Raw genomic sequence first — 26,610 nt, 5'->3', positions numbered from 1 at the left:
GACACGCGGTGAGGCACCGGAAGGGGGCTGCTGTGAGCGGGGGCGACCGCCGTATCACGCGGGATCTCATTCGGAACATCGGCGACCAGATCGCTGCGAACACTCGGGAGCCGCTGCAGAAGGCTCTCGACCAGGCACGCGAGGCGCAGAAGGTTCAGATCGCCAACTACACCGCGGTCGAGCACACGTACGCCGGGGCCTACATCGCGGCGGTCGAGTTCGTGACCCAGGACTGGGACACCAAGATCAGTGACGCTCAAGACGTCCAGTCGGCCATCCGCCACCTGGCCGACAACTGGAACGAGGCCGAGCAGAAGAGCACGTTGAAGACCGACTGATCCCCGCCGAGGCCTTCAAGACCGACCCGACATCGACTGGAGACGTTGCCCGTGAGTGGTGCTCTCGAGTACTTCCGGCCCTCCACGACGACCGGCGACTACTGGGAGCCGATGACCAGCGCCGACTACAGCAACCCGGCCGAGGCTGTCGTCGGCATCCTGACGCCGGGCGCGGCGATGGCGCAGGCCGCCTGGGCCATGATGCTCACCGCGTCATTCGCCTTCCCCACCGCCATTCCCCTGGTGCGCGAAGCGGTCCTTGCGCAGACCGACACCCAGGCGATGGGGCAGGCCTGCGTGGCACTGTTCCGCTCCGGGAACTTCGGCGCCCAAGCGGCCGACGAAGTGAGACGACAGCTCGACCGGATCGACGACGACGTCTGGCAGGCCGACGATCGCGAGGCGTTCGAGGGCAAGGCGCAGGACTACATCAAGCGCATTGGCCTCACCCAGATGGTCTGCCTCATGACGGGCACCTTCACGATCATCTTGACGTTCCTGATCTTCATCCTGATCACCGTCCTCTTCGCTTTCGCTGTCGCGTTGTTCGCGCTCGCCATCGCCTTCTGGGTGGCGATGGCGTTGCTCCCCTGGTCGCTGGGGTGGGGACTGCAGGTGGAGATGTGGGGCAACCGCCTGGCGACCATGTGCCACACCTTCGTCAAGGGCTTCAACACCGCCCTTACGGCCATGCAGCACGCTTGGGCCGGCATCCTCGGCGCCCTCACGGGCCTGAGCGTCGTCACCCAGATCTTCCTCGGAGGAGGCCTGCAGACGGTCATCGACCTCGGCCAGGCCTTGGTCAGCGGGCTCGACGACGCGGCGCGCGGATACATCCAGCGGTTCGAGAACAACCTCACCGCCAAGTACGGCGCGAGGTCGCCGTGGGCCGGAGGCTCGGTCCTGCACGGAAGCCCGTGGTTCAGCGACACCTGGGGAAACCCGGAGAGCGGACCGTTCGGCGACGTCGACTGGGGCACGCAGCACGCGACTGCCTGACCTCGGCCAACCCACGGACACGTAAGGACCGGCAATGTTTGGGTTCGATGACCTCCCCGACTTCTCCCTTCGCGACCCGGCACAGATCGAACTGGCGCAGCGGGATCAGATGGGTCGCTTGCAGGAGCTGCAGGAGCGAATCAAATCGCTCGTCGGCCGCGCGGAGAGTGAGGACGGCCGCATCAGCGTGGCGTACTCGGAGCCTCGCGGCGTGCACGACCTGCAGCTCGACCCGCGCGCGCTCCGCATGCCGTCGGAGGACCTCGCGGCGACCATCGAGCGGCTCGTCAACGAGGCGCGCGACGACTTCCGACGCCAGACCGCCGAGGTCGCGCAGGAGACCTTCGGATCCACGATGAATCCTCAGAACCTCGTGGCCAACCTCCCGCAGATGGAAGCCAACCTCGGCGAGATCCTGCAGGCCGCCAAGGAGTCGAGCAATCAGATCGCACAGATGGCTCAGCGGCTCCTGGCCGCCTTCCCGGACCGGGGACGCCGCGACGGCTGAGGATCAGCTTTCGAGCCGGTTCCTCCACGCCCTCGCCACTGTGCCGAGAGTCAGTCGAGCACAGCGCGTCATCCCCGGGCCGGATCGTTGAGTGCGGCCGCACTGGCCAGTCGCTCGTAGCGGGACGTGACCCACGCGATGGCCCGGAGGTTTCGTTCGTAGCCGGCCGGGTCAGGCACCCAGCCGAACAGACACCATCGGGCACTGCCGACCAGGACGGTTGAAGAGGAGCGGCGCGACGGCGACTCGCTCGCGCTCGGTCAACGGGTAGGCCGCGTGGTAGCCGGCGACGTAGGACCGAGCACGGCGACCATGGCGTCCGGGTCGCCCTCGTCGATCTGGGCCCGGAGCCGAGTGGCGAGGTACTCGCTGAGGTCACGAAGACGCGGCCCGAGACGAGGCGCTCGGCGGGCACGTCCGACTACAGCGCCTTGGCCAGCTCGACGAGCCGATCGGCCAGCCGGTCGACCAGGTGGTCGAGCCACTCCCGTCCCATTTCGGCGGTGGCCCGGGCCGGCTCGTCGGTGAACCCGCCCTGCTCGTGCCAGGAGGCTTGCCGATGAAGCTCGATCCCGTCGACGGCCGGGACGGACGGCACGTCGACGCGTTCGGTCCGCTCCCCCACCCAGTGGGGCGCGACCGCGAGCACGAGCGAGGTCTCGAAGCCACCCGCGTGCCCGGGGAGCGGCGTTCCCCGCAGGTCCGCCTCGGTCGCGGCGTCCCAGTAGTCGAGGTAGCCCACCGCGATCGGGTAACGGACGGATGCCGCCGCGGCCGCCGCCGAGCAGATGCCGCGGTTGCCGCCGTGCCCGTTGACGATCACCAGGCGGCGCCCGCCGCACCGGGCAATGGATCGGATCACGTCCACCAGGACGTCCAGCAACGTCTCCGCCCGCAAGGAGAGCGTGCCTCCGAACGGGAGATGGTGATCGGAGGCACCGAACGGCAGCGTGGGCGTCAGGACGAGCGGACGTGGCGAGGAAGCGGCGGCACGGGCAGCCGCGCGGCTCGCCGCGGTCTCGGCGAGGAGCGCGTCGGTTCCCGTGGCCAAGTGGGGGCCGTGCTGTTCGGTCGCGCCCACCGGAAGCACCACGAGAGCGTCGGGCAGCACGGCACTCAGTTGCTCCCGGGTCTGCTCGTGCCAGCGGATCACGTCCATCCCACGCACTCCCCCTCAGTCGTTGCCGCCTCGCCGTCGCTTCGGCGGCCCATCATCGTTCTGTCCGTCGCGCTCGCCCCATCGACCGTCCTCCCCAGGGAGCTTCAGGAGGTCCGCGAGCGGACCCCTCACCTCGAGGTCACCCTTGTCGCGGGCCTTCCGCAGGTCGCGGAGCAGCCTGACGACCTCCTTGCGTGCCTTCCCCTCCCGGCCCTCGTCGAGTGCCTGGAGCGCGTCGTCGACCCGGTCCCGGAGCTTGTCCACGACGTCGCGGTCCGCCCCCGTCGTCGCCAGCAGGGCGAGCGCGGCATCCAGGCGACGCAGCCAGGTGTAGGTGCCGATCTCAGGTACCGGCGTCGTCGCCTGGCTGAGGGGAGTCGGTGGAGGTGTCGAGGAGGGACTGGGCGTGTCAGTCGGGGCTGGACTCGCCGACTGACCGACGCCGGAGGAGGGTCGCGCGGTCTCCCCCGCCGAGGGCGTCTGTGGCGCCCCCAGTCCCGGAAGCACCGTGCCCGGAAGGAGCGTGGCGAGCGCCACCAGACCCGCGACAGCGGCCGCCACGACCACCCACGGCAGCCAGCGGCGCCGACGCCCTGTGCCCTCCCCAGCCCGGATGTCCACCGTCAGTGGTCGGGTCGGATCACCGACCTCCCCACCCGAACCGGCAACGCTGTGCGAACCGCCGAGCCCGCCCGGGTCTTGGGTGCCCACGCTCGCCCGGGGGCTCAGGACGACGGTGGGCGCCCGCGACCTGGCGAGGAGAGCGGTCCGGACCTGGGCGGCGTCGCGGGGACGCTCGTTGGGATTCTTCGCCAGCAGCGCGAGCACCAGTGCTTCGAGGTCGGGGGGAACGTCCGCACGCAGCCGGGAGGGAGGCTCCGGCGGCGTGTGCACGTGGGCGTAGATCACCTCGGTCACACCACCGGTGAACGGTGCCCGTCCGCAGAGCAGCTGGTAGATCACGCATCCCAGGGCGTAGAGGTCGGTGCGAGCGTCGGCTTCCTGGCCGCGCGCCTGCTCCGGCGCGAGGTAGGCCGCCGTGCCGACGACCGTCCCGGTACGGGTGAGCCGCGTGGACGCCTCGTCGAGCACCCGCGCGATCCCGAAGTCGAGGATCTTCAGAGCACCCTCGCGCGTCCGGAACAGGTTGCTCGGCTTGATGTCGCGGTGCACCACCCCGGCCGAGTGCGCGGCGTGCAGCGCGCTCGCCGCCTGCGCCGCCAGGTCGCGGACTTCCTCGACGGGGAGTGGCCCGCGTTCGTGCAGCTCCTCCGCGAGCGTGCGTCCGTCGAGCAGCTCCATGACGAGGTACGGTCGGCCCGACCAGTCGCCGACGTCGAAGATCGCGACGACATTGGGGTGGTTGAGCTGTGCGGCGGCGCGGGCCTCGCGAATGAAGCGTCGCCGGTCGGCGGGCTCGTTGACCCCGGCGAGCAAGAGCTTGACCGCGACCTGGCGACCCAGCGTGGTGTCGTAGGCCCGCCAGACCTCACCCATCCCGCCGGTGTTGAGCAGCTCGTCGAGCCGATAGCGCCCGACGGTCGTTCCCGGCCTCGTCGCACTCACGCTCATCGCAGTCCCTGGTCCACCGTCCGCCGAGAACGGAGCCGCGTGGTGCGGCGTTCCGTCGTCCCAGCCCTCAGGTAGGCCCCGAGCCTAACGGGGCACAGCCTCCTCGCGTCGTCCGGCAGTCCGCACCGGCGCAACAGGCGCGGGCTCACAGACCCACGGCGTCCAGGAGCTGACCGAGCTCTCGCCGGGTCAGCGGTCGGGTTTCGCCTGGTCGCAGGTTGCCGAGCTTGACCGGTCCGATCGCGGTCCGCGCCAACCGACGAACAGGATGGCCCACCTCGGCGAGCATGCGGCGCACGATGTGCTTACGGCCCTCGTGGAGGACCAGCTCCACCATCGCCCGGCGGCCCACCTGCTGCAGCACTCGGAACGAGTCGACGCGAGCCGGGCCGTCCTCCAGCTCGATTCCGGCGCGCAGCATGCGACCGACCCGGGCTGGCACCGGGCCAGGAACCTCGGCCACGTAGGTCTTCGGAACCTCATAGGACGGATGCGCCATCCGGTGCGCGAACTCGCCGTCGTTGACGAGCAGGAGGAGCCCCTCCGTGTCGGTGTCCAGCCGCCCCACGTGGTAGAGCCGCTCCTTACGGTCGCGGACCAGGTCGCCGAGACACGGCCGTCCCTGAGGGTCGCTCATCGTGCTCACCACACCGCGAGGCTTGTTGAGCGCGAGGTAGACCTTGCTCACGTCGACCGGGACGCGTTCCCCGTCGACGCGGACGACGTCACGGGACGGGTCGACACGGGTACCCAGGATCGTGACGACCTGGCCGTTGACCTCGACCCGTCCCGCCCGGATGAGGTCCTCGGCGGCGCGACGGCTGGCCACCCCGGCCTGCGAGAGCACCTTCTGCAGACGGACACCCGTGGGCTGGTCCTCGGTTTGCCGGTCAGTTGGCTCGTTCATGCCCCCGGTCTCTCCCACGACACAGCTTGGGCGTCGGTGTTCTCAACACGCGTCCCACTGACGGCGGCTGCGTCGGCGCCATCCGCCTCGGCACCACCTGCTCCGGCGGTCCGTTCCTCGCCGCCACCGCCATCGTCCACGCGAGGCTCCACGCCGGCCGCGTCGGTCTCAGAAGCGCCCCCGCCGTCCACGCGCACTTTGCTCTCGTCGCTCTCTACCTCCGACGACACGGTCGGCTCCGAACCGTCGGACCCGCCAGCACCCGGCACACCGACGTCGGTGGCGGCGGGAGCAATCGCTTCCTCCTGCTCCACCTCGTCGACCTCAGGCAGGTAGGGCGCCAAGCTCGGCAGCTCGTCGAGCGACCGAAGCCCCAGACGCTCCAGGAAGTACGAGGTCGTCCGGTACAGGGTCGCGCCGCTTTCCCGATCGGTCCCAGCCTCCTCGATGAGGCCCCGGGCCAGGAGGGTGCGCACGACGCCGTCGCAGTTGACACCACGGATGGCCGACACCCGAGCCCGGCTGACCGGCTGCTGGTACGCGACCACGGCCAGCGTCTCCAGGGCAGCTTGGGTGAGCTTGGCCTGCTGGCCATCGAGGACGAAGCGCTCGACGATCTCCGCGTACTTCTCGCGGGTGTAGAAGCGCCAGCCGCCCCCAACCTGCCGAAGCTCGAAGCCGCGTCCCTCGGCGGTGTAGGACTCGGCCAGCTTCTGGAGGGCCTCTTCCACCTCCGGTACGGGTCGGTCGAGCACCTGCGCGAGGGTGATCGCCGGAAGTGGCTCGTCGACCACCATCATGATCGCCTCGATGGGTCCGAAGAGATCGTCGGGCATCGTGACGTCGAGGCCGTCCGCCTCGGCTTCGCGAGCACCGGAGTCGTCGGTGTCCTCGGCCGCCCCAGCACCCTCGGCCGCCCCAGCGGCCTCGACCGCGGCGTCGGCGCGCACGTCCGCGGTGCCCGAGGTCTCGGCCCACACGTCGTCGGCCGACCGCTCCGTGCCAGCGCTCTCGGGCACCTCACGCTCACCTTCCGTCACGACACCTCTCCCGTTCGCTGCTCCTCCGTCACGGGCTCCTCGTGACCATCCTGCTCCGGAGGCGAGTCCTCCGACGATCCCGGTCGAGCCTCCGAGTCGTCGCCGGTGGAGTCCGGGCCGTCGTCCTCATCGAACTCGTCCCCGACCGAGATCTCTCCCTCCTCGCTCCCAGACCACCGGATGGTGAGCTCCGCGAGCGGCGCGGCCTGCTCGAACGCGACGACGCCTTCTCGGAACAGCTCCAAGAGCGCGAGAAACCGGGCGATCGTCGTCATGAGGTTCGGCGAGTCGGCCGTCAGGGCCCGAAACGTCGCGGACCGGACCCGCCGCAGGCGCTCCACCAGCACCGCCGCCTGCTCCCGCACGCTGACCCGCGGCTGATGGAGGTGGTGGAGCGGGAGCACCGGCTCCGGCTTGGGCTGCAGCACCTTGGCCGCGAGCCGGGCGAACTCCTCCACTCCCAGGCCGATGAGCACCTCGGGGAGCAGTTTGCTGTAGCGCTCCTCCATGCCCACCGCCCGGGGGAACCGGCGCGCCTCCTTGGCCATCCGGTCCGCGAGGATCGCCGCGACCTGCTTGTAGGCGCGGTACTGCAGCAGGCGGGCGAACAGCAGGTCCCGCGCCTCCAGCAGCGCGAGATCCTCCTCGTCCTCCACCTCGCCCTGCGGCAACAGCCGGGCCGCTTTCAGGTCCAGCAATGTCGCCGCGACCACGAGGAACTCGGTCGCCTGGTCGAGGTCCCACTCCGGCCCCTTGGCCCGGATGTACTCGATGAACTCGTCGGTGACGACCGACAACGCCACCTCGGTGATGTCGAGCTTGTGCTTGGAGATGAGCGCGAGCAGCAGGTCGAAGGGACCCTCGAAGTTCTCCAGCCGAACCGTGAAACCGTCCGACTCCGTCCGCTCCGGCACCGCCAGGTCACCCGGGTCGAGGTCGGTACCGGTCACTCCCGATGTCGCCGTCACAGCCGGGACAGAAGCTCACGAGCGAGCTGACGGTAGGCCTCGGCGGCCAGACTGTTCGGCGCGTACGTCGTGATCGGCTCACCGAGCTTGTTGGTCTCGGGGAACCGCACCGTCCGGGAGATGATCGTGTGGAAGACGGTCTCGCCGAAGCGCTCCACGACCTCCTCGAGGATCTCGCGCGCGTGCACGGTACGCATGTCGAACATCGTGGCCAGGATGCCCTCGATGCGCAGTTTGGGGTTGATCCGCTGCTGGACGGTCTTGATCGTCTTATCAACGAGGAAGCCGAGACCGCGCAACGCGAAGTACTCGCACTCGAGGGGAATGATCACGCCGTCGGCAGCGGTCAGGGCGTTGACCGTGAGCAGGCCGAGGGACGGCTGGCAGTCGATGAGGATGAAGTCGTAGTCGGGCCGGAGCGGCTCGAGCTCCCGCGACAACGTCGTCTCCCGGGCCACCTCGCTGACCAGCTGGATCTCCGCGCCGGAGAGGGAAATGTCGGAGGGCAGCAGATCCATGCCGTCCACGCAGGTCTTGACCCGGATGTCTTCGGCGGTGGTCTCGGGGTCGATCACCAGGTCGTAGGTGGACCCGTCGAGCGAGAGTGGGTCGATCCCCAAACCGATGGTCAGCGACGCCTGCGGGTCGAAGTCGACCAGGAGCACCTTGCGCCCGAGCTCGGCGAGGCAGGCGCCGAGGTTGATCGCGGTGGTCGTCTTGCCGACGCCACCCTTCTGGTTGACGATGCCGATGATGCGAGCTGGGCCGTGGTGGTCCAGAGGCGGCGGCGTGGGGAAACGGACCCGCGGAGCCGGCGCGTCCTCCAGACCGTCGGTGTCGTCGCGGGACAGCTGGAGAGACGACAGCTTGGCAGATTCGGTACCGGGACCGTTCGTGGTGTCGTTCACGGCTCGCGTAACCTCCTGCCACATCCTCGAGCCCGCCGTCCGCGGATACGACCGGCTCCCAGGTTCGGTGACTCTAGTTCACGTTGTCCTGGCGTTGGCGACGAGCCAGGTACCGAACCGACCGGCCGTGCGTTCCGCGAGCCGTGCGGCACGTGCTCTCTACGACGGTAGTCGTATCCGACGCCCCTAGGCCCGCGCGCGAGGGTGTGTCGCGGCATACACCTCACGCAGCTTGTCGACAGTGACGAGGGTATAAACCTGCGTCGTCGTGACCGACGCGTGGCCGAGCAGTTCTTGAACCACGCGGACGTCGGCGCCGCCGTCGAGCAGGTGGGTGGCGAAGGAGTGCCGCAGCGTGTGAGGTGACACCTCCGCACGCACCTGCGCCCGTTCCGCTGCGTTCCGTAGCACTGTCCACGCGCTTTGTCGGGACAGTCGGCCGCCTCGCGCGTTGAGGAACAGCGCTGGCGTACCTCGTCCGGCGCTGGCCAGAGCCGGTCGGGCGCGGACCTGGTACGCCGCGACGGCCTCACACGCGTAGGAGCCCACCGGAACGACCCGCTCCTTGCCGCCCTTGCCGCGCAGCAGGACGGTCCCCGCGTCCAGGTCGATGTCGTCGACGTCGAGCCCGACCGCCTCCGAGATCCGCGCTCCCGTGCCGTAGAGCAGCTCGAGGAGGGCTCGGTCTCGCAAGGCGAGGGGCGTCCCGCCGGTGCCGGCGGCCTCCAGGATGCGCTCGACATCCGCCACCGGCAGCGCCTTGGGAAGTCGTCTGGGCAGGGCGGGTGGACGCACGTCACGGGCCGGGTCGTCGGGTGTGAGGCCCTCCCGATGGGTGAACTTGTGAAACCCGCGGACCGCGACCACCGTGCGGGCGACGGAGCTGGATCCAAGCGGGCGGTGCTCGTCGTCGCCCTCACGCAAACACAGCAGGAAGGCCGTGACGTCCTCGGGGACGACCTGCCGGGGCTCGGTAACGCCGCGCGCTGTGAGGAAGTCCGCGTAGCGTCGCAGATCCCGGCGATATGACAGGAGCGTGTTGGCGGCGAGTCCGCGTTCGACGCTCAGGTGGTCGAGGTAACCCTCGACAGCCTCTTCGAGGGCCGTGGACTTCGCCCACGCGGCGGAACGACCGGCGCCCGCGTCGCGGGCGTCGGTGACGGACGACGAACGAGTGCTCAGGCCACCACCTCGGCAGGGTCGACATGCGGAAGCCCGTGGGCTTGCGCGACGGCGGCATGGACAACGTGACCGTCGAACGTGTTCAGGCCACGCAAGAGGGCCGGGTTGCGTCGACACGCTTCCCGCCAGCCCTGGTCGGCGATCTGCAGCACGTACGGCAGGGTGACGTTGGTCAACGCGTACGTCGAGGTGTGCGGCACGGCACCGGGCATGTTGGTGACGCAGTAGAAGACCGACTCGTGCACCCGGAACGTGGGGGCGTCATGGGTGGTCGGCCGGGAGTCCTCGAAGCATCCACCCTGGTCGATGGAGACATCGACGAGCACGCTCCCCGGGCGCATCCGGGCGACGAGCGCGTTGTCGACCAGTCGAGGGGTCCGAGCTCCCGGTACCAGGACCGCACCGATGACGAGGTCCGCGTTGAGCACCGCGCGCTCGATCTCGTACGCGTTGGAGGCGACGGTGCGCACCCTGCCTTGGTAGATCTCGTCGACGTGCCGCAGGCGCTCGATGTCTTTGTCGATGAGGACGACGTGCGCGCCCATTCCCGTCGCAACGGCAGCCGCGTTGCGCCCCGCGACTCCCGCGCCGAGAACGACGACCTCGGCGCCGTAGGTGCCAGGAACCCCTCCCATCAAGACGCCCCGACCTCCGCAGGAGCGCATGAGGTGGTACGCCCCCACCTGGGCGGCGAGCCGGCCCGCGACCTCGCTCATCGGGGCGAGAAGAGGGAGCGAACCGTCCGCGAGCTGAACGGTCTCGTATGCGATCGCGGTCACCCCGGACGACAGCAGCGCGTCCGTGCAGGCTCGGGACGCGGCCAAGTGCAGGTAGGTGAACAGGACCTGTCCCTTACCGAGCAGGTGGTACTCAGCGGTGACGGGCTCCTTGACCTTGAGAATGAGCTCAGCCTCCGCCCAGACCGCCTCCGCAGAGGGGACGATGCGGGCACCGGCCTGCTCGAAGTCACGGTCGAGGATCGTGGAGCCGACGCCCGCCCCCTGCTCGATGAGCACCTCGTGACCATGCCGGACAAGCTCGTGCGCGCCCGCCGGAGTGAGCGCGACCCGGTACTCGTGCGGCTGAACTTCCTTCGGCACGCCGATCTTCACGCTGCCTCAGCGCCTTCCTCACGTTCCATGGTCGACCACGGGTGGCGGCCGACCCGCGGGCCATCCTGTTGTGGTAGGACGTCCCGTGTCGTCATGGCCGGCGAGTGTAGACCCGGCCACCCTCGCGTCCCGTGACTCTAGCGCCGTGTCGCTCCTTTGCGAACATCACCAGGCAGGTCATGTCGAGCGAAAATCCTCGGATCAGGGACTGAAAGCCAGGGGTCAAGCGAAGCACGACACCACATGTGAGATAAGCTCGCGTCCATGAGCGAGGAGTACCTGCGTCGAATCGGTGGCCTGATCCGTGACTCCCGCAAACACCGCGGCTGGACGCAGGCCCAGCTGGCGGAGGTCCTCGGCACCAGCCAAAGCGCGATCAACCGAATCGAGCACGGGCAGCAGAACTTGAGCCTCGAGATGCTCGCGCGCATCGGTGACGCCCTGAACAGCGAGATCGTGTCCCTCGGCACCTCTGGTCCCATGCACCTCCGGGTCGTCGGCGGACGTGAGCTTTCCGGCAGCATCGACGTCAAGACCAGCAAGAACGCTGGCATCGCCCTGCTCTGCGCCTCACTGCTCAACAAGGGCCGGACCACGCTGCGCAAGGTCGCTCGCATCGAGGAGGTCAACCGGATCCTCGAGGTGCTCAACAGCATCGGTGTGCGGACGAGGTGGCTGAACGCCAGCAATGACTTGGAGATCGTCCCCCCTGCGCGGCTGGACCTCGACAACATGGACGTCGAGGCGGCGCGGCGGACGCGCACGATCCTCAACTTCCTCGGTCCACTCATGAACCTCGAGGACCGGTTCAAGATCCCTTACGCCGGAGGCTGTGACCTGGGCACCCGCACGGTGGAGCCCCACATGGTGGCGTTGCGCAAGCTCGGACTGGAGGTCAAGGCCACCGGCGGCTTCTACCACGCGGAGGTGGACCGCTCGGTCAAGGTGACCCGTCCCATCGTGCTGACCGAGCGCAGCGACATGGCCACGGAGAACGCCCTCATGGCGGCCGCACGCCGGGAGGGCACGACGGTCATTCGGAACGCCAGCCCCAACTACATGGTCCAAGACCTCTGCTTCTTCCTGACAAAGCTCGGCGTCGGCATCGAGGGAATCGGCACGACGACGCTGACCGTGCATGGCGTCCCCGACATCGACGTCGATGTCGACTACGCGCCGTCGGAGGACCCCATCGAGGCGATGAGCCTCATCGCCGCCGCGATCGTCACCGGGTCGCAGATCACCATTCGGCGCGCCCCGATCGAGTTCCTCGAGATCGAGCTGGCCGTCCTGGAGGAGATGGGGCTGGACTACGAGCGCGGCGAGGAGTACCTCGCCGCCAACGGTCACACCCGGCTGGTCGATCTCACGATCCGGCCCTCCCAACTGCGCGCGCCGATCGACAAGATCCACCCGATGCCCTTCCCGGGCCTCAACATCGACAACCTGCCGTTCTTCGCCGTGATCGCCGCCACGGCCCACGGCACGACTCTCATCCACGACTGGGTGTACGAGAACCGCGCGATCCATCTGGTCGAGCTCAACAAGCTGGGTGCGCGCGTCCGGCTCGCCGACCCGCACCGCATCTACGTCGAAGGGCCGACCCGGTGGTCGGGGACCGAGGTGATCTGTCCCCCGGCGCTGCGTCCCGCGGTGTGCATCCTGCTCGCCATGCTCGCCGCCAAGGGCACGTCCGTGCTCCGCAACGTCTACGTCATCAACCGTGGCTACGAGGACCTCGCCGAACGCCTCAACCTCCTCGGCGCCAAGATCGAGACCTTCCGCGACATCTGAGGACACAGCCGCCACGCCGCGGCAGGCGTGGCCCGGACCATCGGGGGGAGAAAGAAACCCATGCTGTCGAAGCAAGAGGCCGCGCAGCGGGTGCGTGCGGCGAAGGTGCGGAAGAACTTGACCTGGGCGCGGATCGCCGAGGCGGTTGGCGCCCCCGTGGCGTGGACGACGGCGGCCCTGCTCGGCCAACATCCGATGAGTGCCGAGCAGGCCCAGGCGGCCGTTGGGATCCTGGACTTGGACGAGGAGGTCGCCCAGGCTCTCCAGCTGCAGCCAACGCGGGGTGCCCTCGAGACCGCGATTCCCAGGGACCCGACGATGTACCGCTTCTACGAGGTGCTCCAGGTGTATGGGCCCACCATCAAGGAGCTCATCCACGAGCAGTTCGGCGACGGCATTATGAGCGCCATCAACTTCCGGCTGGACGTGGAGAAGGTCCCCCACCCCGAAGGTGACCGAGTCGTCGTCACCCTCAACGGCAAGTTCCTCCCGTACCAGTGGTGACCGGGTCACCGCCGGTGGCTGGCTTACGCGTGCGCGGACGGCGGCTGACCGGTGGTGGGCGGTCCGAGCGGTGAGGAGTCCCACGGGGGACAGACACGATCGTTTCCCTTTCCGGTGATCGCTGCGACACTGGATCGAGGTGTTCGCGGAGCGGCTCACCCGGAAGGGAGCGACACCGTGTCGTCGCGGTCCTCTCCCCCCACCGTCGGCCGTCGTCTCCGTCTACCGGAGTACGCCGACGAGGCCACCCGTGCGCTCTTCCGTGCGTTCGTGCGAGACGGACGTCTCGTCACGCTGCCGGCCAAGTCCGTCCGACGCGTCCAGCTCCTTGACCACGTGGCCCAGCTGTTCGAGCCCGGCCTGCGTTACACCGAGCCGGTGGTCACCAGGATCCTCTCGGCCGTCTACGACGACCACGCCACGCTTCGCCGGGCGCTGGTCGACCATGGCTTCCTCAGCCGCCACCACGGCGTCTACTGGCGAAGCGGCGGCACCGTCGACGTCTGAGACCGTCGAGGTCGCTGGACGCTCTCAGGACCACCCGCGACGTGGTGGAGACGCCCGTGGTAGCACAGTGGTACGCCATGGACATCAGCGAGGCACAGCGGCTCTGGGACGCCGCGCCTGGCTGGCTCAACACCGCCAGCGTCGGCCTTCCGCCTCGGCCCGCGTGGACCGCCCTCCAGACCGCGCTCGACGAGTGGCGACACGGCCGCTGCGACTGGGCGTCGTGGGACGAGTCCACGGCGACCGCTCGGGCGGCGTTCGCACAGCTGATCGGCGCCTCGCCAGACGACATCACGATCGGGAGCACGACCTCCGCCCTGATCGGCCTCGTGGCGGCCGCGCTCCCGCCGAAGGCCCGGGTCCTCGCCCCGCAGACCGAGTTCACCTCGAACCTGTTCCCCTGGCTGGTGCAAGCCAGCCGCGGCGTCGACGTCGACCTCGTCCCGGCGGGGCGCTTGGCGGAGGCGGTCTGTGAGGCTCCGCGAACAAGCCGACAGCCGACGGTCGTGGCGTTCAGCGCCGTGCAGTCGGCGACCGGTGAGGTCGCCGACTTCGACGCGGTGGTCGACGCGGCACGAGCGATCGGAGCCACGGTGGTCGTCGATGCTACCCAGGCGGTTGGCTGGCTGCCGCGTCGGTGGAGCCGAGCCGACGCCGTGGTGGTGTCCGCCTACAAGTGGCTGATGGCGCCGCGAGGGGCGGCGTTCGCGTACCTGGCTCCACACCTCCGGGAGCGGCTCACTCCCCTGGCCGCCGGGTGGTACGCCGGCCAAGACCCTCATGAGGCCTACTACGGACCCCCGCTTCGGTTGGCCACGAACGCGCGACGCTTCGACGTGTCGCCCGCGTGGTTCTGCTTCGTCGGGGCGGCTCCCGCCATGGAGCTGCTCCTTGACATCGGTGTCGAACAGGTGCACGCCCACAACGTGGGACTCGCCAACCGGTTCCGCGCCGGGCTCGGCCTCCCCGCCGGCGACTCCGCGATCGTCACGACCGCCATCCCCGACGCGGAGGCGCGGCTGGCACGAGCCGGAGTGCGGGCCGCGGTCCGCGCCGGCCGCGTCCGGCTGTCGTTCCACGTCTACACCACCGAGGCGGACGTCGACCGCGCGGTCGAGGCGCTCACCTGACGGCATTCCGACCCTGGGAAGCGCTCGACACGCAACCGCGGTCAGGGCGGGCAGCCGACGACGAGCCGCTATGCGGAGGGTGGCATGTCGAACGGGATGACGTCCCGCGCTGGCCACGGGGCGTCGGCGGGTCGCAGAGCGTCGTAACCGGCGCCGTTGCGCGCTGCCCACGCCGCGAGGCACCCCATGACAAGAGTCGGGTTGTGCAGCTCCCCCGCCAGGATGTTGGCGACGATGGACGACAGCGGCGCCCACGCCACGGGCATGTCAGCCTCCTCGTGGATGCCGTTGTGGCGCTCGTGCTCAGGAACCGCCTCCAACCCCCGGGCGAGGTAGATGCGGAGCGCCTCGGTCGTCATGCCGGGCGAGGTGAACCCGTCGACGAGCACCCGCCAGTCACGGGCACGGACGTGGCCCTCCTCATACAGCTCACGCTTCGCGGCGGCGAGGTAGTCCTCCCCAGCGACGTCGAGCAAGCCGGCGGGAGGCTCGTAGAGGCGATGCCCCACCGGATGGCGGTACTGGCGAACCAGCAGCACGTGCTCCCGCTCGTCGAGGGCGATGATGCCGACCGCTCCCGGGTGGACGACGACGTCCCGACGGAATCCGGTCTCGGCGTTCACCACCTCGTCGGTGCGGACTCCGATGACGCGCCCCGTCCGTAGCGCCCAGTGGGACGACCGGACCGGCCACCGCTCCGGTACGTCGCGAAGCGACTCCACTGGGACGACGTTCGAGGCGTCGGCCTTCGACAGACTGGACGACACCGTCCGGCCCTCTCTCCTCGCCTCGCCCGTCACTGACGAGCACCGGCCTGGATCCAGGTCCCCCCGACCTCAGCCGAGGTTGCCTCCGCCGCCGACGGCGTGCTGGTGACGGGGCTGTCCTCGTCCTGGTTGGCGAAGACCTCGTCCTGGTTGGTGAAGGTCATGGCGACCTCGTCCACCGGAAGCTGCATCTCCCGCTGACGGGCGAGGGCCGCCGCGACGAGACCCGCGAACAGCGGATGCGGCCGGATGGGCCGGGAACGCAGCTCCGGGTGCGCCTGCGTGGCGACGAAGTACGGGTGGACATCCCTGGGCAGCTCGACGAACTCCACCAAGCGACCGTCGGGCGAGGTCCCGGAGATCACCAGACCGGCCGCTTCCAGCTGGGCCCGGTAGGCGTTGCTGACCTCGTAGCGGTGACGGTGACGCTCCTCGACGTACGGCTCGTCGTAGAGCGCTCTGACGAGCGTGCCCTCCTTGAGCTTCGCCGGGTACAGACCCAGCCGCATCGTGCCGCCCAGGTCACCTGCTCCCCCGACGATCTCGCGCTGTTCCTCCATCGTGGAGACCACCGGGTGAGCGCAGCTCGGGTCGAACTCGGTGGAGTTCGCACCCTCCAGTCCCGCCACGTTCCGCGCGTACTCGATCACCATGCACTGCAGTCCCAGGCACAGGCCGAGCGTGGGAATCTGGTTCTCCCGCGCGTACCGGATCGCGCCGATCTTGCCTTCGACACCTCGGATCCCGAAGCCACCCGGGATGCAGACCGCGTCGACGTCGGCGAGCTGCTGCGCAGCGCCCTCAGGAGTGGCGCAGGCGTCCGAGGGAACCCAGCGAATGTCGACTTTGGTGTCGTGGTGGAAGCCACCCGCCCGGAGCGCCTCGGTGACCGAGAGGTAGGCGTCAGGCAGGTCGATGTACTTGCCGACCAACGCCACCGTGACCCGGTGGGTCGCGTGGTGCACTCGGCGCAGAAGCTCGTCCCACCTCGTCCAGTCGACGTCGCGGAACGGCAGGTTGAGCCGACGAACGACGTAGGCGTCAAGCCCTTGGGAGTGCAACACCTTGGGCAGGTCGTAGATGCTCGGGACGTCGGGGTTCTCGATGACCGCTTCCTCGTCGACGTCGCACATCAGCGAGATCTTGCGCTTGACGCTCGGAGGCAGCTCCCGGTTGCACCGGCAGACGATCGCGTCGGGCTGAATACCGATACTGCGAAGCGCGGCGACCGAGTGTTGGGTCGGTTTCGTCTTCAGCTCCCCGGACGGCCCCAGGTAGGGCACGAGCGAGACGTGGAGGAAGAACACGTTCTCGCGGCCGACGTCATGACGCACTTGGCGCACGGCCTCGAGGAAGGGCAGCGACTCGATGTCACCCACCGTGCCGCCGATCTCGGTGATCACCACGTCGACGTTCGGCCCGGCCATCGCCCGGATCCGCGCCTTGATCTCGTTGGTGATGTGCGGGATGACCTGGACGGTATCGCCGAGATACTCTCCGCGACGCTCCTTGGCGATCACGCTCGAGTAGATCTGCCCCGTCGTCACATTGGCGCTACGGCTGAGATCGACATCGAGAAAACGCTCGTAGTGCCCGATATCAAGATCGGTTTCTGCGCCGTCGTCGGTGACGAATACCTCCCCGTGCTGGAAAGGGTTCATTGTCCCCGGGTCGACGTTGAGGTAGGGGTCGAGCTTCTGCATCGTCACCCGGAGTCCGCGGGCCTTGAGCAGATTGCCCAGACTCGATGCGGTGAGACCCTTGCCGAGCGAGGAGGCGACGCCTCCAGTAACGAACACGTGCTTTGTCGAGGCGTTCAAAACGACTCCCCGTGGTCTGGTCGGTGGCCGGACACCAGGGCGGAATCCAGCAGGTCCACGGGCTTTCAGCCTATCAACGATCGGGCTCTCGCCACCCACGGCGCCGCGCCCCGTTTGTGGTGTCGACAGACGGTGTCGATACGGAACGGTTCGGGCACCGACCGTGACCTTGGACAGAACGGGAGGCACCAACCAGCCCGGTTCTGACCGAACGTTTCGACCCCTCAGACCGACGTGCCCGTGACCTCTCCGTAGACCCGGAGCATGTCGAGCGCGGTGTCCTCCTCCGTCGGCCACTCGGCGGCCCGCTTGGGCCCTTGCTCCCGCAGACGCGCGGCCACCTCGGGGTCCTCCAGGACCTCGACGAGGGCGGCGGCCAGGGCATCCGCGTCACCGGGCGGCACCAGCAACGCCGCGTCCCCCACGAGGTCCGGAATGCCACCTGTCTTGGTCGCGACCAACGGGACGCCCGCCCGCAGCGCCTCCTGGGCCACCGTCGACCGTGCCTCCCAGTCGCTGGGGATCACCACCGCGTCGGCGGCCAGCAGAAGCTCAGGAACGTCACCACGCCGGCCGGCGAGCAGCACCGGGAGCCGCTCCCGCCGAATCCGGGCGTTCAGCCTCTCCCGTTCCGGTCCTTCACCGGCGACCAGGATGAGCGGCGGCAGGGCGTCCCTCCGCATGAGCACCGCCGCGGCGTCGAGCAGCAGGTCGAACCGCTTGGCCGGCACCAGCGCGCCGAGCGCGAGCACCAGCGGCCTGCCAGCCACCCCCAGGGCCGTCCGTGCCTGGCTTCGGGTCCGTGTGGGAGACGGGAGCTCCGGAGCCGCGACGCGGACGATCCGAGCGTCGCGTGCCCCCAACGCGAAGGCTGCCTCCACGAGATCCGCGGCCGCGCCGAGGACGACGGAAGCACGCCTGACGATGACCGACGCCAACGCCCGCGACGCTCGCCCGCTCAGGCTCCGCGTCGGCAAGGGGTGATGCCAGGTCACCACGACAGGCGTCGACCTGGGCACCGCCAGGGCCGCCCGGGCGGCCACGTGGTCGTGGACGTGGAGCACGTCCGCGTCCGCCAGGCGACGCCGAAGGCGCCAGAGGTCTCTCAACGACGTGGGTTCGAGCGGGACGAACTCAGCGTGAGAGGAGAAGTCGAACCGGTCGTCCGTGGCCGCCGGACCAACGACCCGGACCGCGGCGCCCTCCTGCGACAGCCGGTACGCCAGGGAGCGGACATGGCGACCGACGCCACCCTCGCTCGGCCCCAGCACGAGCGTCACCCGCAGGTTGCTCACACGCCGCTCCCGTGGGAGGACCTAGCCTCGGCCGCCGGCGTCAGCGCCCCAGCACGTGGCCTGAGGCCACCGACGCGGCGTCCGGACGGCTGAACGACGGGAACAGCGCCACGGTGACCCACGAGCCCAGTGTCGCGAACGGCATCGACGGGACAAACGACCGACACGCGGCCAACCCGTCGGCTCGGCCCACCGCATTGGACAGCAGCTGAACGTCGACGCGACACCGAGGCCCGCCGCCGACGAAAGCCTTCGAAGGCTCGACCTACCCGGTCTGCTCGGAGCTCGACTGATCGCGTCCAGCCTGACCGGGGCCAACCTCTTCGGTACCCGACTCCCGCGGCTCCGGCCCGGGTGTCTCCTTCGGCGCGGCGCCATGGGTGTGTTCGACGGCGCCGTAGTGACCGACGCCACCGTGTTGCTGCTCCACGAGCGCCCACACCACCGCGACCTGGCCGCTGGTCAGGTCGGCGACGTCAACCGTGGAGACCTCCGCGCTCACCTGAGCGTTCGCGCGAAGGTCCGCCACCAGCCCCCGCGTGGACGCGCCGCCGCCGGCGACGACGACGCCGCGGCTGTTCTGGTCGAGGGCGCGAGCCAAAGCCAGCCATGCCTCGGTGGCCTCGTTCCCCTGACCCGGCCGCGCCGGCGCCACGACGACCGCGAGGTCAGCGGGCGAGAGCGTGGCGTCGGCCTGGAGAAGCCGCCCCTCCCGCAGGGCACCGATGATCATGGCAGCTGTCTTGTCCGGACGGGACGACCCCTCCGTCCCAGCAGAATCCGTCCCAGCGGAATCCGTCGCCGGTGCCTGCTCGCCGTCCGGTACCTGCTCGGGGCCAGGCGTCTCCTCCGGCGTCTGGCCGGGCTCAGGCGTCTGCTCAGAGTCCCGCGGTTCGTCCGTCGGACTGGAGTCCTCGCTTCGGGTGACGAGCGCACGGGCCGCGAGGGAGCCGGCGCGCTCGTAGGTGGAGGCGCCGTCGGCGACCCTCGCCGGGAGACGCTTGATCAGCTCGTCGAGAAACTGCCGCTGCGCGGGGTCGGCCCACCGCTCGCTCACCCGTACCGTGCCCGTCACAGTGCCGCCCGCAGCGGCCAGCATGCCCCGCACGTTCGTGACCGTCGCGTCGTCCGCGCCCGGGAGTGCCACCACGACGACGCGCTGCCCACTCAACCTCTCCTTGACCAGGCTTGGCGCGACGGCCGAGGCGAAGGCCTGGTGGTAGCGCGCCATGCGCTCCAGGCGCTCCACCTGCCGTCGCAGCGTCACCTGTTCGGCACCCATCTGGCGCAGTTCGGCTCGCAGATGCTCGTCGGCGTCACCTCGAAGCGGCCCGGCGCCCAGGGTGACCCCCACGGCCAGAGCGAAGAAGATCGACGCGAGCGAGGCGAGTACGACCCGAAAATCGATCACGTCACCACGTCCCGTATCCAGTCGAGAAGGTCGTTCCAGACCGCACTCACGCTCTCCAGCAGTCCCGAGCCGCCGGGCGTCGCGGCGACCGCCGCGCAGAAGGCCACCAACCCGGCCACCACGAGGAGAACGCTGGGCCAGACCTGGGGCCTGGGAGGGTGGTAGAGGCGGCTCACCCCCTTGGCGTCGACCAGCTTGGCGCCCACCCGCAACCGCGTCAGGAACGTGCTCGCCATACCCGACCGGCGGCGGTCGAGGAACTCCTCCAGCGACTGCGGCACCCCGACCGCGACGATGAGCTGGGCGCCCTTCGCGTCCGCGAGCAGCATGGCGACGTCCTCACTCGTTCCCGCCGCCACCACCACCTGAGCCCGCAGCCCGAGTCGTTCCAAGCGCTCGGCACCCGGCGCACGTCCCTCCCGGTCGGTGTGCACGATGAGCTCCGCGCCCGAGCGCAGCGCCATGTCGGAGACCGAGTCCATGTCGCCGAGGATGATGTCGGGTCGGTAGCGGGCTTCGAGGAGAGCGTCAGCGCCGCCATCGACACCGATGAGCACCGGACGGTACTCGCGGATGTAGGGACGCAGTGCCTGGAGATCCTCGCGGTACTGGTACCCGCGCACCACGATGAGGACGTGCCGACCCTCCAGGTCGGTGGCGAGGTCCGGGAAGCCCACCCCATCGAGCCACAGATTGCGGTCCCGCCGCAGGTACTCCATCGTGTTCGCGGCGAAGGCCTCCAACTGCGTCGACAAGCCCGCCCGAGCCTCCTGCGTCGCGCGGGCGACCGACTCAGCGGTCTGGACGACACCCGCGGCGATGGGCTCCTCGCCGCGGTAGAGCACTCCCCCGTCCAAGCGAACGGTGTCACCCTCGGCGACCCTGGCGAACACCTCCATGCCCACCTGGTCGACGAGCGGGATGCCCGCTTCCACGAGGATGCTGGGACCGAGGTTCGGGTAACGCCCGCTGATCGAGGGGGCGGCGTTCACGACCGCCACCACGCCAGCCTCCACGAGAGCCTCAGCGCTCACCCGGTCGAGGTCGAGGTGGTTGATGATGGCGATGTCGCCCGGGCGCAAGCGCTTGAGGAGGTTCTTGGTGCGGATGTCCAGCCTGGCGGCGCCGACGATCCCGGGCAGCGGCGCGGACCGGGCACGGCGCGAGAGCGGGAGTTTCATGACAGACCCGTATCATTGCAGGGCGGCGGCACGGACAATCACGGACATACCCGCCGTCGCTGTGTCGCACAACCCGCGAGGCGCCATCCTCGACTCGCGCCACCGGGCGTGACGAGAGTCGGGGCTCGTCGAGCTCACGCCATGGTCCGGCGTCGTCGCGCGGATGTCCGGCGGCCGCGTCGTGCCGCAGCCTCCCCCGCTCGCACGGCCGCCGCCGTCGCCAGCAGCTCCTCGGCGTGGGCACGAGCGCTCGCGGACCCCTCCAGCCCGGCGAGCATCCGGGCGAGTTCCTCGACCCGGCCGGCGTCGTCCAACCGCACCAGACCGCTCCGAGTCACCGACCCGTCGCTGCTCTTCTGGACGACATAGTGGCGGTCAGCGAACGCGGCGACCTGGGGAAGGTGGGTGACGACCACCACCTGGGCGGTCCGGGCCAACTGGGCGAGCCGGCGACCGATCTCGACGGCGGCTCGCCCGCCAACCCCGGCGTCGACCTCGTCGAAGACGAAGGTCGGGATGCGGTCGCTGCCCGCGACCACGACCTCCACCGCCAGCATGATCCGCGAGAGCTCGCCACCGGAGGCGCCACGGTGAATCGGACGAGCCGGCGCGCCCGGATGCGGGCTCAGCAGCCACTCCACGTCGTCGACGCCGTACGGCCCGAAGGCTAGGGAACGTCCCCCGATCGCGAGGCCTCCGTCTGGCTGCTCGGTCTGGGTGACAGCGGCGGTGAGCGTCGCGTGGGGCATCGCGAGGGCGGCGAGCTCCGCGGTGACCTCGGTGCCGAGGCGAGCGGCGGCCTCGACACGACCCGCGCTCACCTTCTCCGCGAGCTGGGCGAGGTCGCTCACGAGCTGTTCTCGCTCGGCCCGTAGCGCGGCGATGCGGTCGTCGGAGCCCTCGAGGGTCGCCAGACGCTCGGCCGCCTGCCTCGCCCACGCCAGGACCTCGTCGATGGTGTCGCCGTACTTGCGGGTGAGGTTGGCGAGCACCGCCCTCCGCTCCGTGACCGCGCGCAGCCGAGCCGGGTCGGTGTCCACGCTCGCGGCGTAGGACGCCAGGTCGGCGCCCGCGTCGGCCAGGATCGCCGCGGCCTCGGCGAGGCGCTCCGACACCGCCGCCAGAGCCGGGTCGTGGACGCCAGCCGCGTCGAGCACCTTGCGGGCACGGGCGACCTGGGCGAAGGCGTCGACGGGTTCGACAGCTGGGTCTTCGGTGCCGACCAGGGCGGCGTGCGCCTCCTCGGCCGCGCTGCGAAGCGCATCCGCGTGGGCGAGCCGGGCCTCCTCCGCCGCCAGGGCCTCGTCCTCGCCGGGTTGCGGGTCAGCCGCGCTCACCTCACCCAGTCCGAACCGCAGCAGGTCCGCTTCCTGGGCGCGCTCGCGAGCACGCTCCACGAGCTCGGTCAGCTCCGCGTCGACCTCGCCGAGTCGCGCGTAGCGCTCCCGGTAGGCGGCGAGCGGCTCCCCCACCGCCGGACCCGCGTACCGGTCGAGGATCTCGCGCTGCCGCGCGGGTCGGAGCAGCCGAATCTGGTCAGACTGGCCGTGGATGGCGACGAGATCCTCCGCCAGCTCCGCGAGAAGACCGGCAGGCACGCCAGTGCCGCCCGCGTAGGCGCGCGAGCGCCCGTCTCGCGAGACGGTGCGCATGACGATGAGGGTGTCGTCGTCGAGCTCCGCGCCCGCCTCGGCAACCCGCTTCGCCACGCGTGAGGTCGGATCGACGCGGATCCGACCCTCGACGACCGCGCGGTCAGTTCCGGGACGGACCAGACCGGCGTCGGCGCGCCCGCCCATCAGCAGGGACAGGCCGCTGACGACCATCGTCTTGCCGGCCCCTGTCTCACCGGTGACGACGGTGAAGCCTGGGTCGAGCTCCAGCCCGGCATCCTCGATCACGCCGAGCCCTCGGATCCGAATCTCCTCCAGCATCGCTGGAACTTTACGGCGCGGCGTCGACGTCCGGAGGATTTCGCAGGTCAGCGGAGAGCTCGGGCTCACGACGTTCGCGACGGACCCGACCGCGCCAGCCGTGGACGGGCAGGTCGAACTTGCGCACCAGCCGGTCGGTGAACGGCGCCTGGTGGAAGCGAGCCAGTCGGACGGGCAGGTCGCCGCGGCGGATCTCGACACGCGATCCCGGTGGGACGCTCTCGGTGCGCCGGCCGTCGCACCAGAGAACGCCAGGGCCGGCGTTGTAGTGCTGGAGAAGCTCCACCGCGATCACCGACCTCGGGGAGACCACGAGCGGACGCGCGAACAGCGCATGCGCGCTCAGCGGAACCGCCAGGATCGCCTCCACCTCCGGCCAGACGATCGGACCGCCAGCTGAGAACGCGTACGCCGTCGAACCGGTCGGCGTCGACGCCACGATGCCGTCACCGCCCCACCGGGACAAGGGCCGACCGTCCACCTCGACGACGATCTCCAGCATGCGTTCTCGAGCGGACTTCTCCAGGCTGGCGTCGTTGAGCGCCCACTGCCGGGCGGTCACGACTCCGTCGAGCGTCACCGTCACGTCGAGCGTCATCCGCTCCTCGACCGCGTACCTGCGGTGGACGACGTGGTCGATGGTCGCGGCCAGGTCGTCGCGTTCGGACTCGGCCAGGAAGCCGACGTGACCGAGGTTGACGCCGAGGATCGGAGTCCGCGTCGTCCGAGCGACCTCGGCACTGCGCAGGATCGTGCCGTCCCCTCCGAGCACCATGACGATCTCGCAGCCGGCGGCGGCATCGCCTGATGCCTCGACGACCTCGGCGCTGGCGAGAGCCAGCTCGTCGGCCTCGGACCGGAGCACCCGCACGCGAATGCCGGCGTCGTGGAGACGATCCGCCGCGGCCCTGGCGAGGCTGACCGCCTCGGGACGCCCGGTGTGGACGACGAGGAGAACCGTGCGGTCCTGGTTCACGGTGACGTCTCCTTCGCGAAGACGCGGGCGAGCTCGATCTCGTCGAGTGGGGCCGCTCCCCGTCGCAGCCACAGGAAGTACTCCCGGTTGCCGGTCGGGCCGGGTAGCGGGCTGGCGACCACGCCAGCGACGCCGAGCCCGACCTCCGCGGCAGCGTGAGCGACCTTGCGAACCGCGTGCGCGCGCAGGGCGGCGTCACGAACCACCCCGTTGCGATCCAGACCGTCGCGCCCCACCTCGAACTGTGGTTTGACCAGCGGGACGAGGTCACCGTCGTCGACGATCAGCTGGCTCAGGGTCGGCAGCACGTGAGTGAGGGAGATGAAGGACAAGTCCGCGACGATGAGGTCGACCGGGCCGCCGATCCGTTCCACGGTGAGGTCACGGACGTGGGTTCGCTCGTGGACCTCGACCGCTGGGTGGGCGCGGAGCGAGGGTGCGAGCTGGTCGTGACCGACGTCGACGGCGACCACCGTCGACGCGCCCGCCCGGAGCAGGACGTCGGTGAAGCCGCCCGTCGAGGCGCCCGCGTCCAGGCACCGCCGACCGGTGACCCGCAGGCCCTGTGGCTGGAAGGCGGCGAGGGCGCCCGCGAGCTTGTGGCCGCCACGAGAGACGTACTCGACGGCGTCCTGGTCGACCGTCACCACGACGTCGGCGGGAACCGGCATAGCCGCCTTGACGGCTCGGCGCTGGCCGACCCGCACTCGACCTGCCTGGATCAGCTCGACCGCGTGGGAACGGGAGCGGGCCAAGCCTCGGCGCACCAATGCCACGTCCAGCCGAGCGGCTCGCTCACGACCTTCCGGTCGCCTGGTCACTGGACTCTCCCGCCTCCAGCAGGACGTCGTGGAGGCGCCGGTGGATGTCCTCGTAGATGCTGACGTGCTGGATCGGAGGCCGTCCGTCGAGCTCCTCCAGGCGATCCAGAACCACGTCGATCTCGGGTCGCCCGGTCGGTTCATACGACGTCCGCGCGACCTCCGGCGTCTCGTGGCTCATGGTTCCACCTCCGCACCTCGTACGTCGGCGAGCTCCTACCCGCTCGACGAACCTACGACCCGCCGCGTCAGCCGACCGCGGCGCCCCCGCGGCGAAGGCGCTCGAGCGCCTCGTCGGCGTCGACAGGCTGGGGCACGCTCCAGACCGCCGCCAGGAGCGCACGAGCCCCGTCGAGCGGGTCGCCCTCCCCCGTGAGGACAGCACGACGCGCACCGTCGTGACCGGGCCGCACGTCCACCGCCCATCCACCGCAGCTCGCGTGCCCGGGCCGCACCACCGGGCGCGGGTGGGCGACGAACATGCCGCCGAGATCGGCGGCGATGTACGTCGGTCGGCGCGCGGGGGGCGCGGTCAGCAGGTCACGCAGTCGAGTCACCCCGGTGAGCACCAGCAGGCTCGGCAGCCCGGCCGCGTGGGCACCTTCGATGTCGGTGTCGAGGCGGTCACCGACGACGAGCGGACGCCGGCCGCCGGTGCGCGTGAGCGCCTCGGTGAACAGCGTCGGACCCGGTTTGCCAGCGACCACCGGATCGCGTCCGGTCGCCAGCCGGATCACCTCGACGAGCGCGCCATTGCCCGGCGCCAGTCCGCCGTCGGTGGGAAGGGTCACGTCGACGTTGGAGGCCACCCAGGGAATGCCGGCCGCGACGGCGTACGCGCCCTCCGCCAGCTGCCGCCAGCCGACATCCGGATGGAAGCCCTGCACGACCGCGGACGGCCGCTCCGACGCTGAGAAGACCGGGACGAGACCGCGCTCCCGCAACGCCGCGACGAGCCCATCACCGCCCACGACGAGCACTCGAGCGCCCGGCGGGACACGCTCAGCGACCAGGCCGGCCGCCGCCTGGGCGGCGGTGACCACGTCCTCCGCGGTCGCCGGCACGCCGACACCGGTCAAGTGCGCGGCCACCGCCTCCGGCGTGCGGGACGCGTTGTTGGTGAGGAACATCACCCGCATCCCCCTCGACCGCGCCTGATCCAGTGCGGCGGGCGCACCCGGCACCGCGTGGGCACCGATGTAGACCACACCATCCAGGTCGAACAGGCCGGTGTCGTAGAGGTCGACCAGCGGACGCGGCGCCTCGCTCAGTGGCTGGAGTCCCAGGGGCCGGCCGGTGGGAAGGGTATGGCTCACTCCATCTCCTCGCGTGCCCGCAAGGTCGCACGTACCTGACGGAGAGCGTTCGCGTAGTGCTTCGAGGACGGACGCATGGCCACGGCCATCGCCAGGTGAGGCGCCGCCTCCCGGTGCTGGCCGATCCTGCTCAACGCGAGACCGAGACCGAAGTGGGCGTAGTCGTCGGCGGGGTTGTCCGCGACCAGGCTCTCGAACGTCCGGGCGGAGTCGGAGTACTGCCGCGAGTTGAACTGCGCCCGAGCCAACGCCTCGCGGATCGCCTTCGAACCGGGCTCGACGGCGTGCGCGTGGCCGAGCACCTGCGCCGCCGCGGCCGCGTCTCCGGACGCGAGCAGATCGAGGCCTCGCCGATACCAGTCGTAGACCTCTCCTGCGGGCCTACCGGCTTGCTCCATGGCCACGCCTCCTCTCCGACGCCAATGCCGATCGATTCGCCGGGCGCCGCCAGCCAGCACCTA

Annotated in this window: 26 protein-coding genes; 7 read left to right on the top strand and 19 right to left on the bottom strand. The window is 70.1% G+C overall.

The annotated features are described in order from the left end of the window. The first annotated feature begins 32 nt into the window (after positions 1 to 32). Genes DFJ64_RS17380 through DFJ64_RS17370 form a run of 3 tightly spaced genes read left to right on the top strand, consistent with a single transcriptional unit; the run spans position 33 to position 1,845 of the window. The gene (locus tag DFJ64_RS17380) at positions 33 to 338 is read left to right on the top strand and encodes a hypothetical protein (protein ID WP_115851395.1); all 306 of its coding nucleotides are present in this window, start codon (positions 33 to 35) and stop codon (positions 336 to 338) included. 51 nt (positions 339 to 389) lie between these two features. Further along, positions 390 to 1,337, top strand: coding sequence for a hypothetical protein (locus DFJ64_RS17375; protein WP_115851394.1), 948 nt, complete (start codon positions 390 to 392; stop codon positions 1,335 to 1,337). Positions 1,338 to 1,371: 34 nt separating this feature from the next. Then, complete coding sequence (locus DFJ64_RS17370; RefSeq protein ID WP_115851393.1) at positions 1,372 to 1,845, top strand: YbaB/EbfC family nucleoid-associated protein; 474 nt, start codon at positions 1,372 to 1,374, stop codon at positions 1,843 to 1,845. A 421-nt stretch (positions 1,846 to 2,266) separates the two neighbouring features. On the opposite strand, the gene DFJ64_RS17365 is transcribed toward DFJ64_RS17370, so the two are convergent. The 8 genes from DFJ64_RS17365 to ald form a co-directional block, all read right to left on the bottom strand. After that, complete coding sequence (locus DFJ64_RS17365) at positions 2,267 to 3,004, bottom strand: creatininase family protein (protein ID WP_115851392.1); 738 nt, start codon at positions 3,002 to 3,004, stop codon at positions 2,267 to 2,269. Between the two features lie 15 nt (positions 3,005 to 3,019). Continuing rightward, a complete protein-coding gene (locus tag DFJ64_RS17360; RefSeq protein WP_170152658.1) occupies positions 3,020 to 4,570 on the bottom strand; it encodes a serine/threonine-protein kinase in 1,551 nt (516 codons plus the stop codon). Between the two features lie 151 nt (positions 4,571 to 4,721). Continuing rightward, complete coding sequence (locus DFJ64_RS17355; RefSeq protein WP_115851390.1) at positions 4,722 to 5,483, bottom strand: pseudouridine synthase; 762 nt, start codon at positions 5,481 to 5,483, stop codon at positions 4,722 to 4,724. After that, positions 5,480 to 6,502: an SMC-Scp complex subunit ScpB gene (gene scpB, locus DFJ64_RS20170; protein WP_342768145.1), complete on the bottom strand. Its 1,023-nt coding sequence runs from the start codon at positions 6,500 to 6,502 to the stop codon at positions 5,480 to 5,482. Before scpB ends, DFJ64_RS17355 begins: the two co-directional genes overlap by 4 nt. Before the next feature lie 17 nt (positions 6,503 to 6,519). Next, on the bottom strand, positions 6,520 to 7,491 hold the full coding sequence (locus DFJ64_RS17345) for a segregation and condensation protein A (RefSeq protein WP_115851389.1): 972 nt from the start codon (positions 7,489 to 7,491) through the stop codon (positions 6,520 to 6,522). Continuing rightward, positions 7,488 to 8,423 (bottom strand): ParA family protein, encoded by a 936-nt coding sequence (locus DFJ64_RS17340; RefSeq protein ID WP_115851388.1) that lies wholly within the window; start codon positions 8,421 to 8,423, stop codon positions 7,488 to 7,490. Before DFJ64_RS17340 ends, DFJ64_RS17345 begins: the two co-directional genes overlap by 4 nt. Positions 8,424 to 8,585: 162 nt before the next feature. Beyond that, the gene (xerD, locus tag DFJ64_RS17335) at positions 8,586 to 9,467 is read right to left on the bottom strand and encodes a site-specific tyrosine recombinase XerD (RefSeq protein ID WP_245941331.1); all 882 of its coding nucleotides are present in this window, start codon (positions 9,465 to 9,467) and stop codon (positions 8,586 to 8,588) included. A gap of 110 nt (positions 9,468 to 9,577) precedes the next feature. Then, a complete protein-coding gene (gene ald, locus DFJ64_RS17330) occupies positions 9,578 to 10,693 on the bottom strand; it encodes an alanine dehydrogenase (RefSeq protein WP_115851387.1) in 1,116 nt (371 codons plus the stop codon). Between the two features lie 264 nt (positions 10,694 to 10,957). On the opposite strand from ald, the gene DFJ64_RS17325 reads away from it, so the two are divergent. The 4 genes from DFJ64_RS17325 to DFJ64_RS17310 all read left to right on the top strand — a co-directional run bounded on the left by DFJ64_RS17325 (position 10,958) and on the right by DFJ64_RS17310 (position 14,628). Next, the gene (locus tag DFJ64_RS17325) at positions 10,958 to 12,487 is read left to right on the top strand and encodes a helix-turn-helix domain-containing protein (RefSeq protein WP_115851386.1); all 1,530 of its coding nucleotides are present in this window, start codon (positions 10,958 to 10,960) and stop codon (positions 12,485 to 12,487) included. 60 nt (positions 12,488 to 12,547) lie between these two features. Beyond that, complete coding sequence (gene cynS, locus DFJ64_RS17320) at positions 12,548 to 12,991, top strand: cyanase (protein WP_115851385.1); 444 nt, start codon at positions 12,548 to 12,550, stop codon at positions 12,989 to 12,991. A 177-nt stretch (positions 12,992 to 13,168) separates the two neighbouring features. Then, on the top strand, positions 13,169 to 13,498 hold the full coding sequence (locus DFJ64_RS17315) for a DUF2087 domain-containing protein (RefSeq protein WP_115852200.1): 330 nt from the start codon (positions 13,169 to 13,171) through the stop codon (positions 13,496 to 13,498). 56 nt (positions 13,499 to 13,554) lie between these two features. Next, positions 13,555 to 14,628, top strand: coding sequence for an aminotransferase class V-fold PLP-dependent enzyme (locus DFJ64_RS17310; protein WP_245941202.1), 1,074 nt, complete (start codon positions 13,555 to 13,557; stop codon positions 14,626 to 14,628). Between the two features lie 68 nt (positions 14,629 to 14,696). Here DFJ64_RS17310 and DFJ64_RS17305 read toward each other — a convergent pair whose 3' ends face one another. The 11 genes from DFJ64_RS17305 to DFJ64_RS17260 form a co-directional block, all read right to left on the bottom strand. Then, the gene (locus tag DFJ64_RS17305) at positions 14,697 to 15,395 is read right to left on the bottom strand and encodes an NUDIX domain-containing protein (RefSeq protein WP_211310651.1); all 699 of its coding nucleotides are present in this window, start codon (positions 15,393 to 15,395) and stop codon (positions 14,697 to 14,699) included. Positions 15,396 to 15,424: 29 nt separating this feature from the next. Next, positions 15,425 to 17,215, bottom strand: a complete 1,791-nt coding sequence (locus DFJ64_RS17300) for a CTP synthase (RefSeq protein WP_115851383.1) — start codon at positions 17,213 to 17,215, stop codon at positions 15,425 to 15,427. 224 nt (positions 17,216 to 17,439) lie between these two features. Then, entirely contained in the window at positions 17,440 to 18,510 is a 1,071-nt protein-coding gene (locus DFJ64_RS17295; protein WP_115851382.1) for a glycosyltransferase family 4 protein, read from the bottom strand. 265 nt (positions 18,511 to 18,775) lie between these two features. Further along, complete coding sequence (locus tag DFJ64_RS17290; protein WP_170152657.1) at positions 18,776 to 19,921, bottom strand: copper transporter; 1,146 nt, start codon at positions 19,919 to 19,921, stop codon at positions 18,776 to 18,778. Next, a complete protein-coding gene (gene steA / locus DFJ64_RS17285; protein ID WP_115851380.1) occupies positions 19,918 to 21,102 on the bottom strand; it encodes a putative cytokinetic ring protein SteA in 1,185 nt (394 codons plus the stop codon). Before steA ends, DFJ64_RS17290 begins: the two co-directional genes overlap by 4 nt. A gap of 134 nt (positions 21,103 to 21,236) precedes the next feature. After that, positions 21,237 to 23,036 carry a DNA repair protein RecN gene (gene recN / locus DFJ64_RS17280; protein WP_115851379.1) on the bottom strand — a complete coding sequence of 600 codons (1,800 nt, stop codon included), beginning with the start codon at positions 23,034 to 23,036 and terminating at the stop codon, positions 21,237 to 21,239. Positions 23,037 to 23,046: 10 nt separating this feature from the next. Further along, positions 23,047 to 24,012 (bottom strand): NAD kinase, encoded by a 966-nt coding sequence (locus DFJ64_RS17275; RefSeq protein WP_115851378.1) that lies wholly within the window; start codon positions 24,010 to 24,012, stop codon positions 23,047 to 23,049. After that, on the bottom strand, positions 24,009 to 24,833 hold the full coding sequence (locus DFJ64_RS17270) for a TlyA family RNA methyltransferase (protein ID WP_245941201.1): 825 nt from the start codon (positions 24,831 to 24,833) through the stop codon (positions 24,009 to 24,011). Before DFJ64_RS17270 ends, DFJ64_RS17275 begins: the two co-directional genes overlap by 4 nt. Next, entirely contained in the window at positions 24,808 to 25,014 is a 207-nt protein-coding gene (locus DFJ64_RS20005; RefSeq protein WP_245941200.1) for a hypothetical protein, read from the bottom strand. The genes DFJ64_RS17270 and DFJ64_RS20005 overlap by 26 nt, the downstream gene beginning before the upstream one ends. 67 nt (positions 25,015 to 25,081) lie before the next feature. Further along, positions 25,082 to 26,149, bottom strand: coding sequence for an HAD-IIA family hydrolase (locus DFJ64_RS17265; RefSeq protein WP_115851376.1), 1,068 nt, complete (start codon positions 26,147 to 26,149; stop codon positions 25,082 to 25,084). Next, the gene (locus tag DFJ64_RS17260; protein ID WP_115851375.1) at positions 26,146 to 26,547 is read right to left on the bottom strand and encodes a tetratricopeptide repeat protein; all 402 of its coding nucleotides are present in this window, start codon (positions 26,545 to 26,547) and stop codon (positions 26,146 to 26,148) included. Before DFJ64_RS17260 ends, DFJ64_RS17265 begins: the two co-directional genes overlap by 4 nt. Between the last annotated feature and the right edge of the window lie 63 nt (positions 26,548 to 26,610).

This window comes from Thermasporomyces composti (genome assembly GCF_003386795.1).
In the GTDB taxonomy this organism is placed as follows: domain Bacteria; phylum Actinomycetota; class Actinomycetes; order Propionibacteriales; family Actinopolymorphaceae; genus Thermasporomyces; species Thermasporomyces composti.
This window is presented reverse-complemented; position numbering and strand designations above follow the sequence as displayed.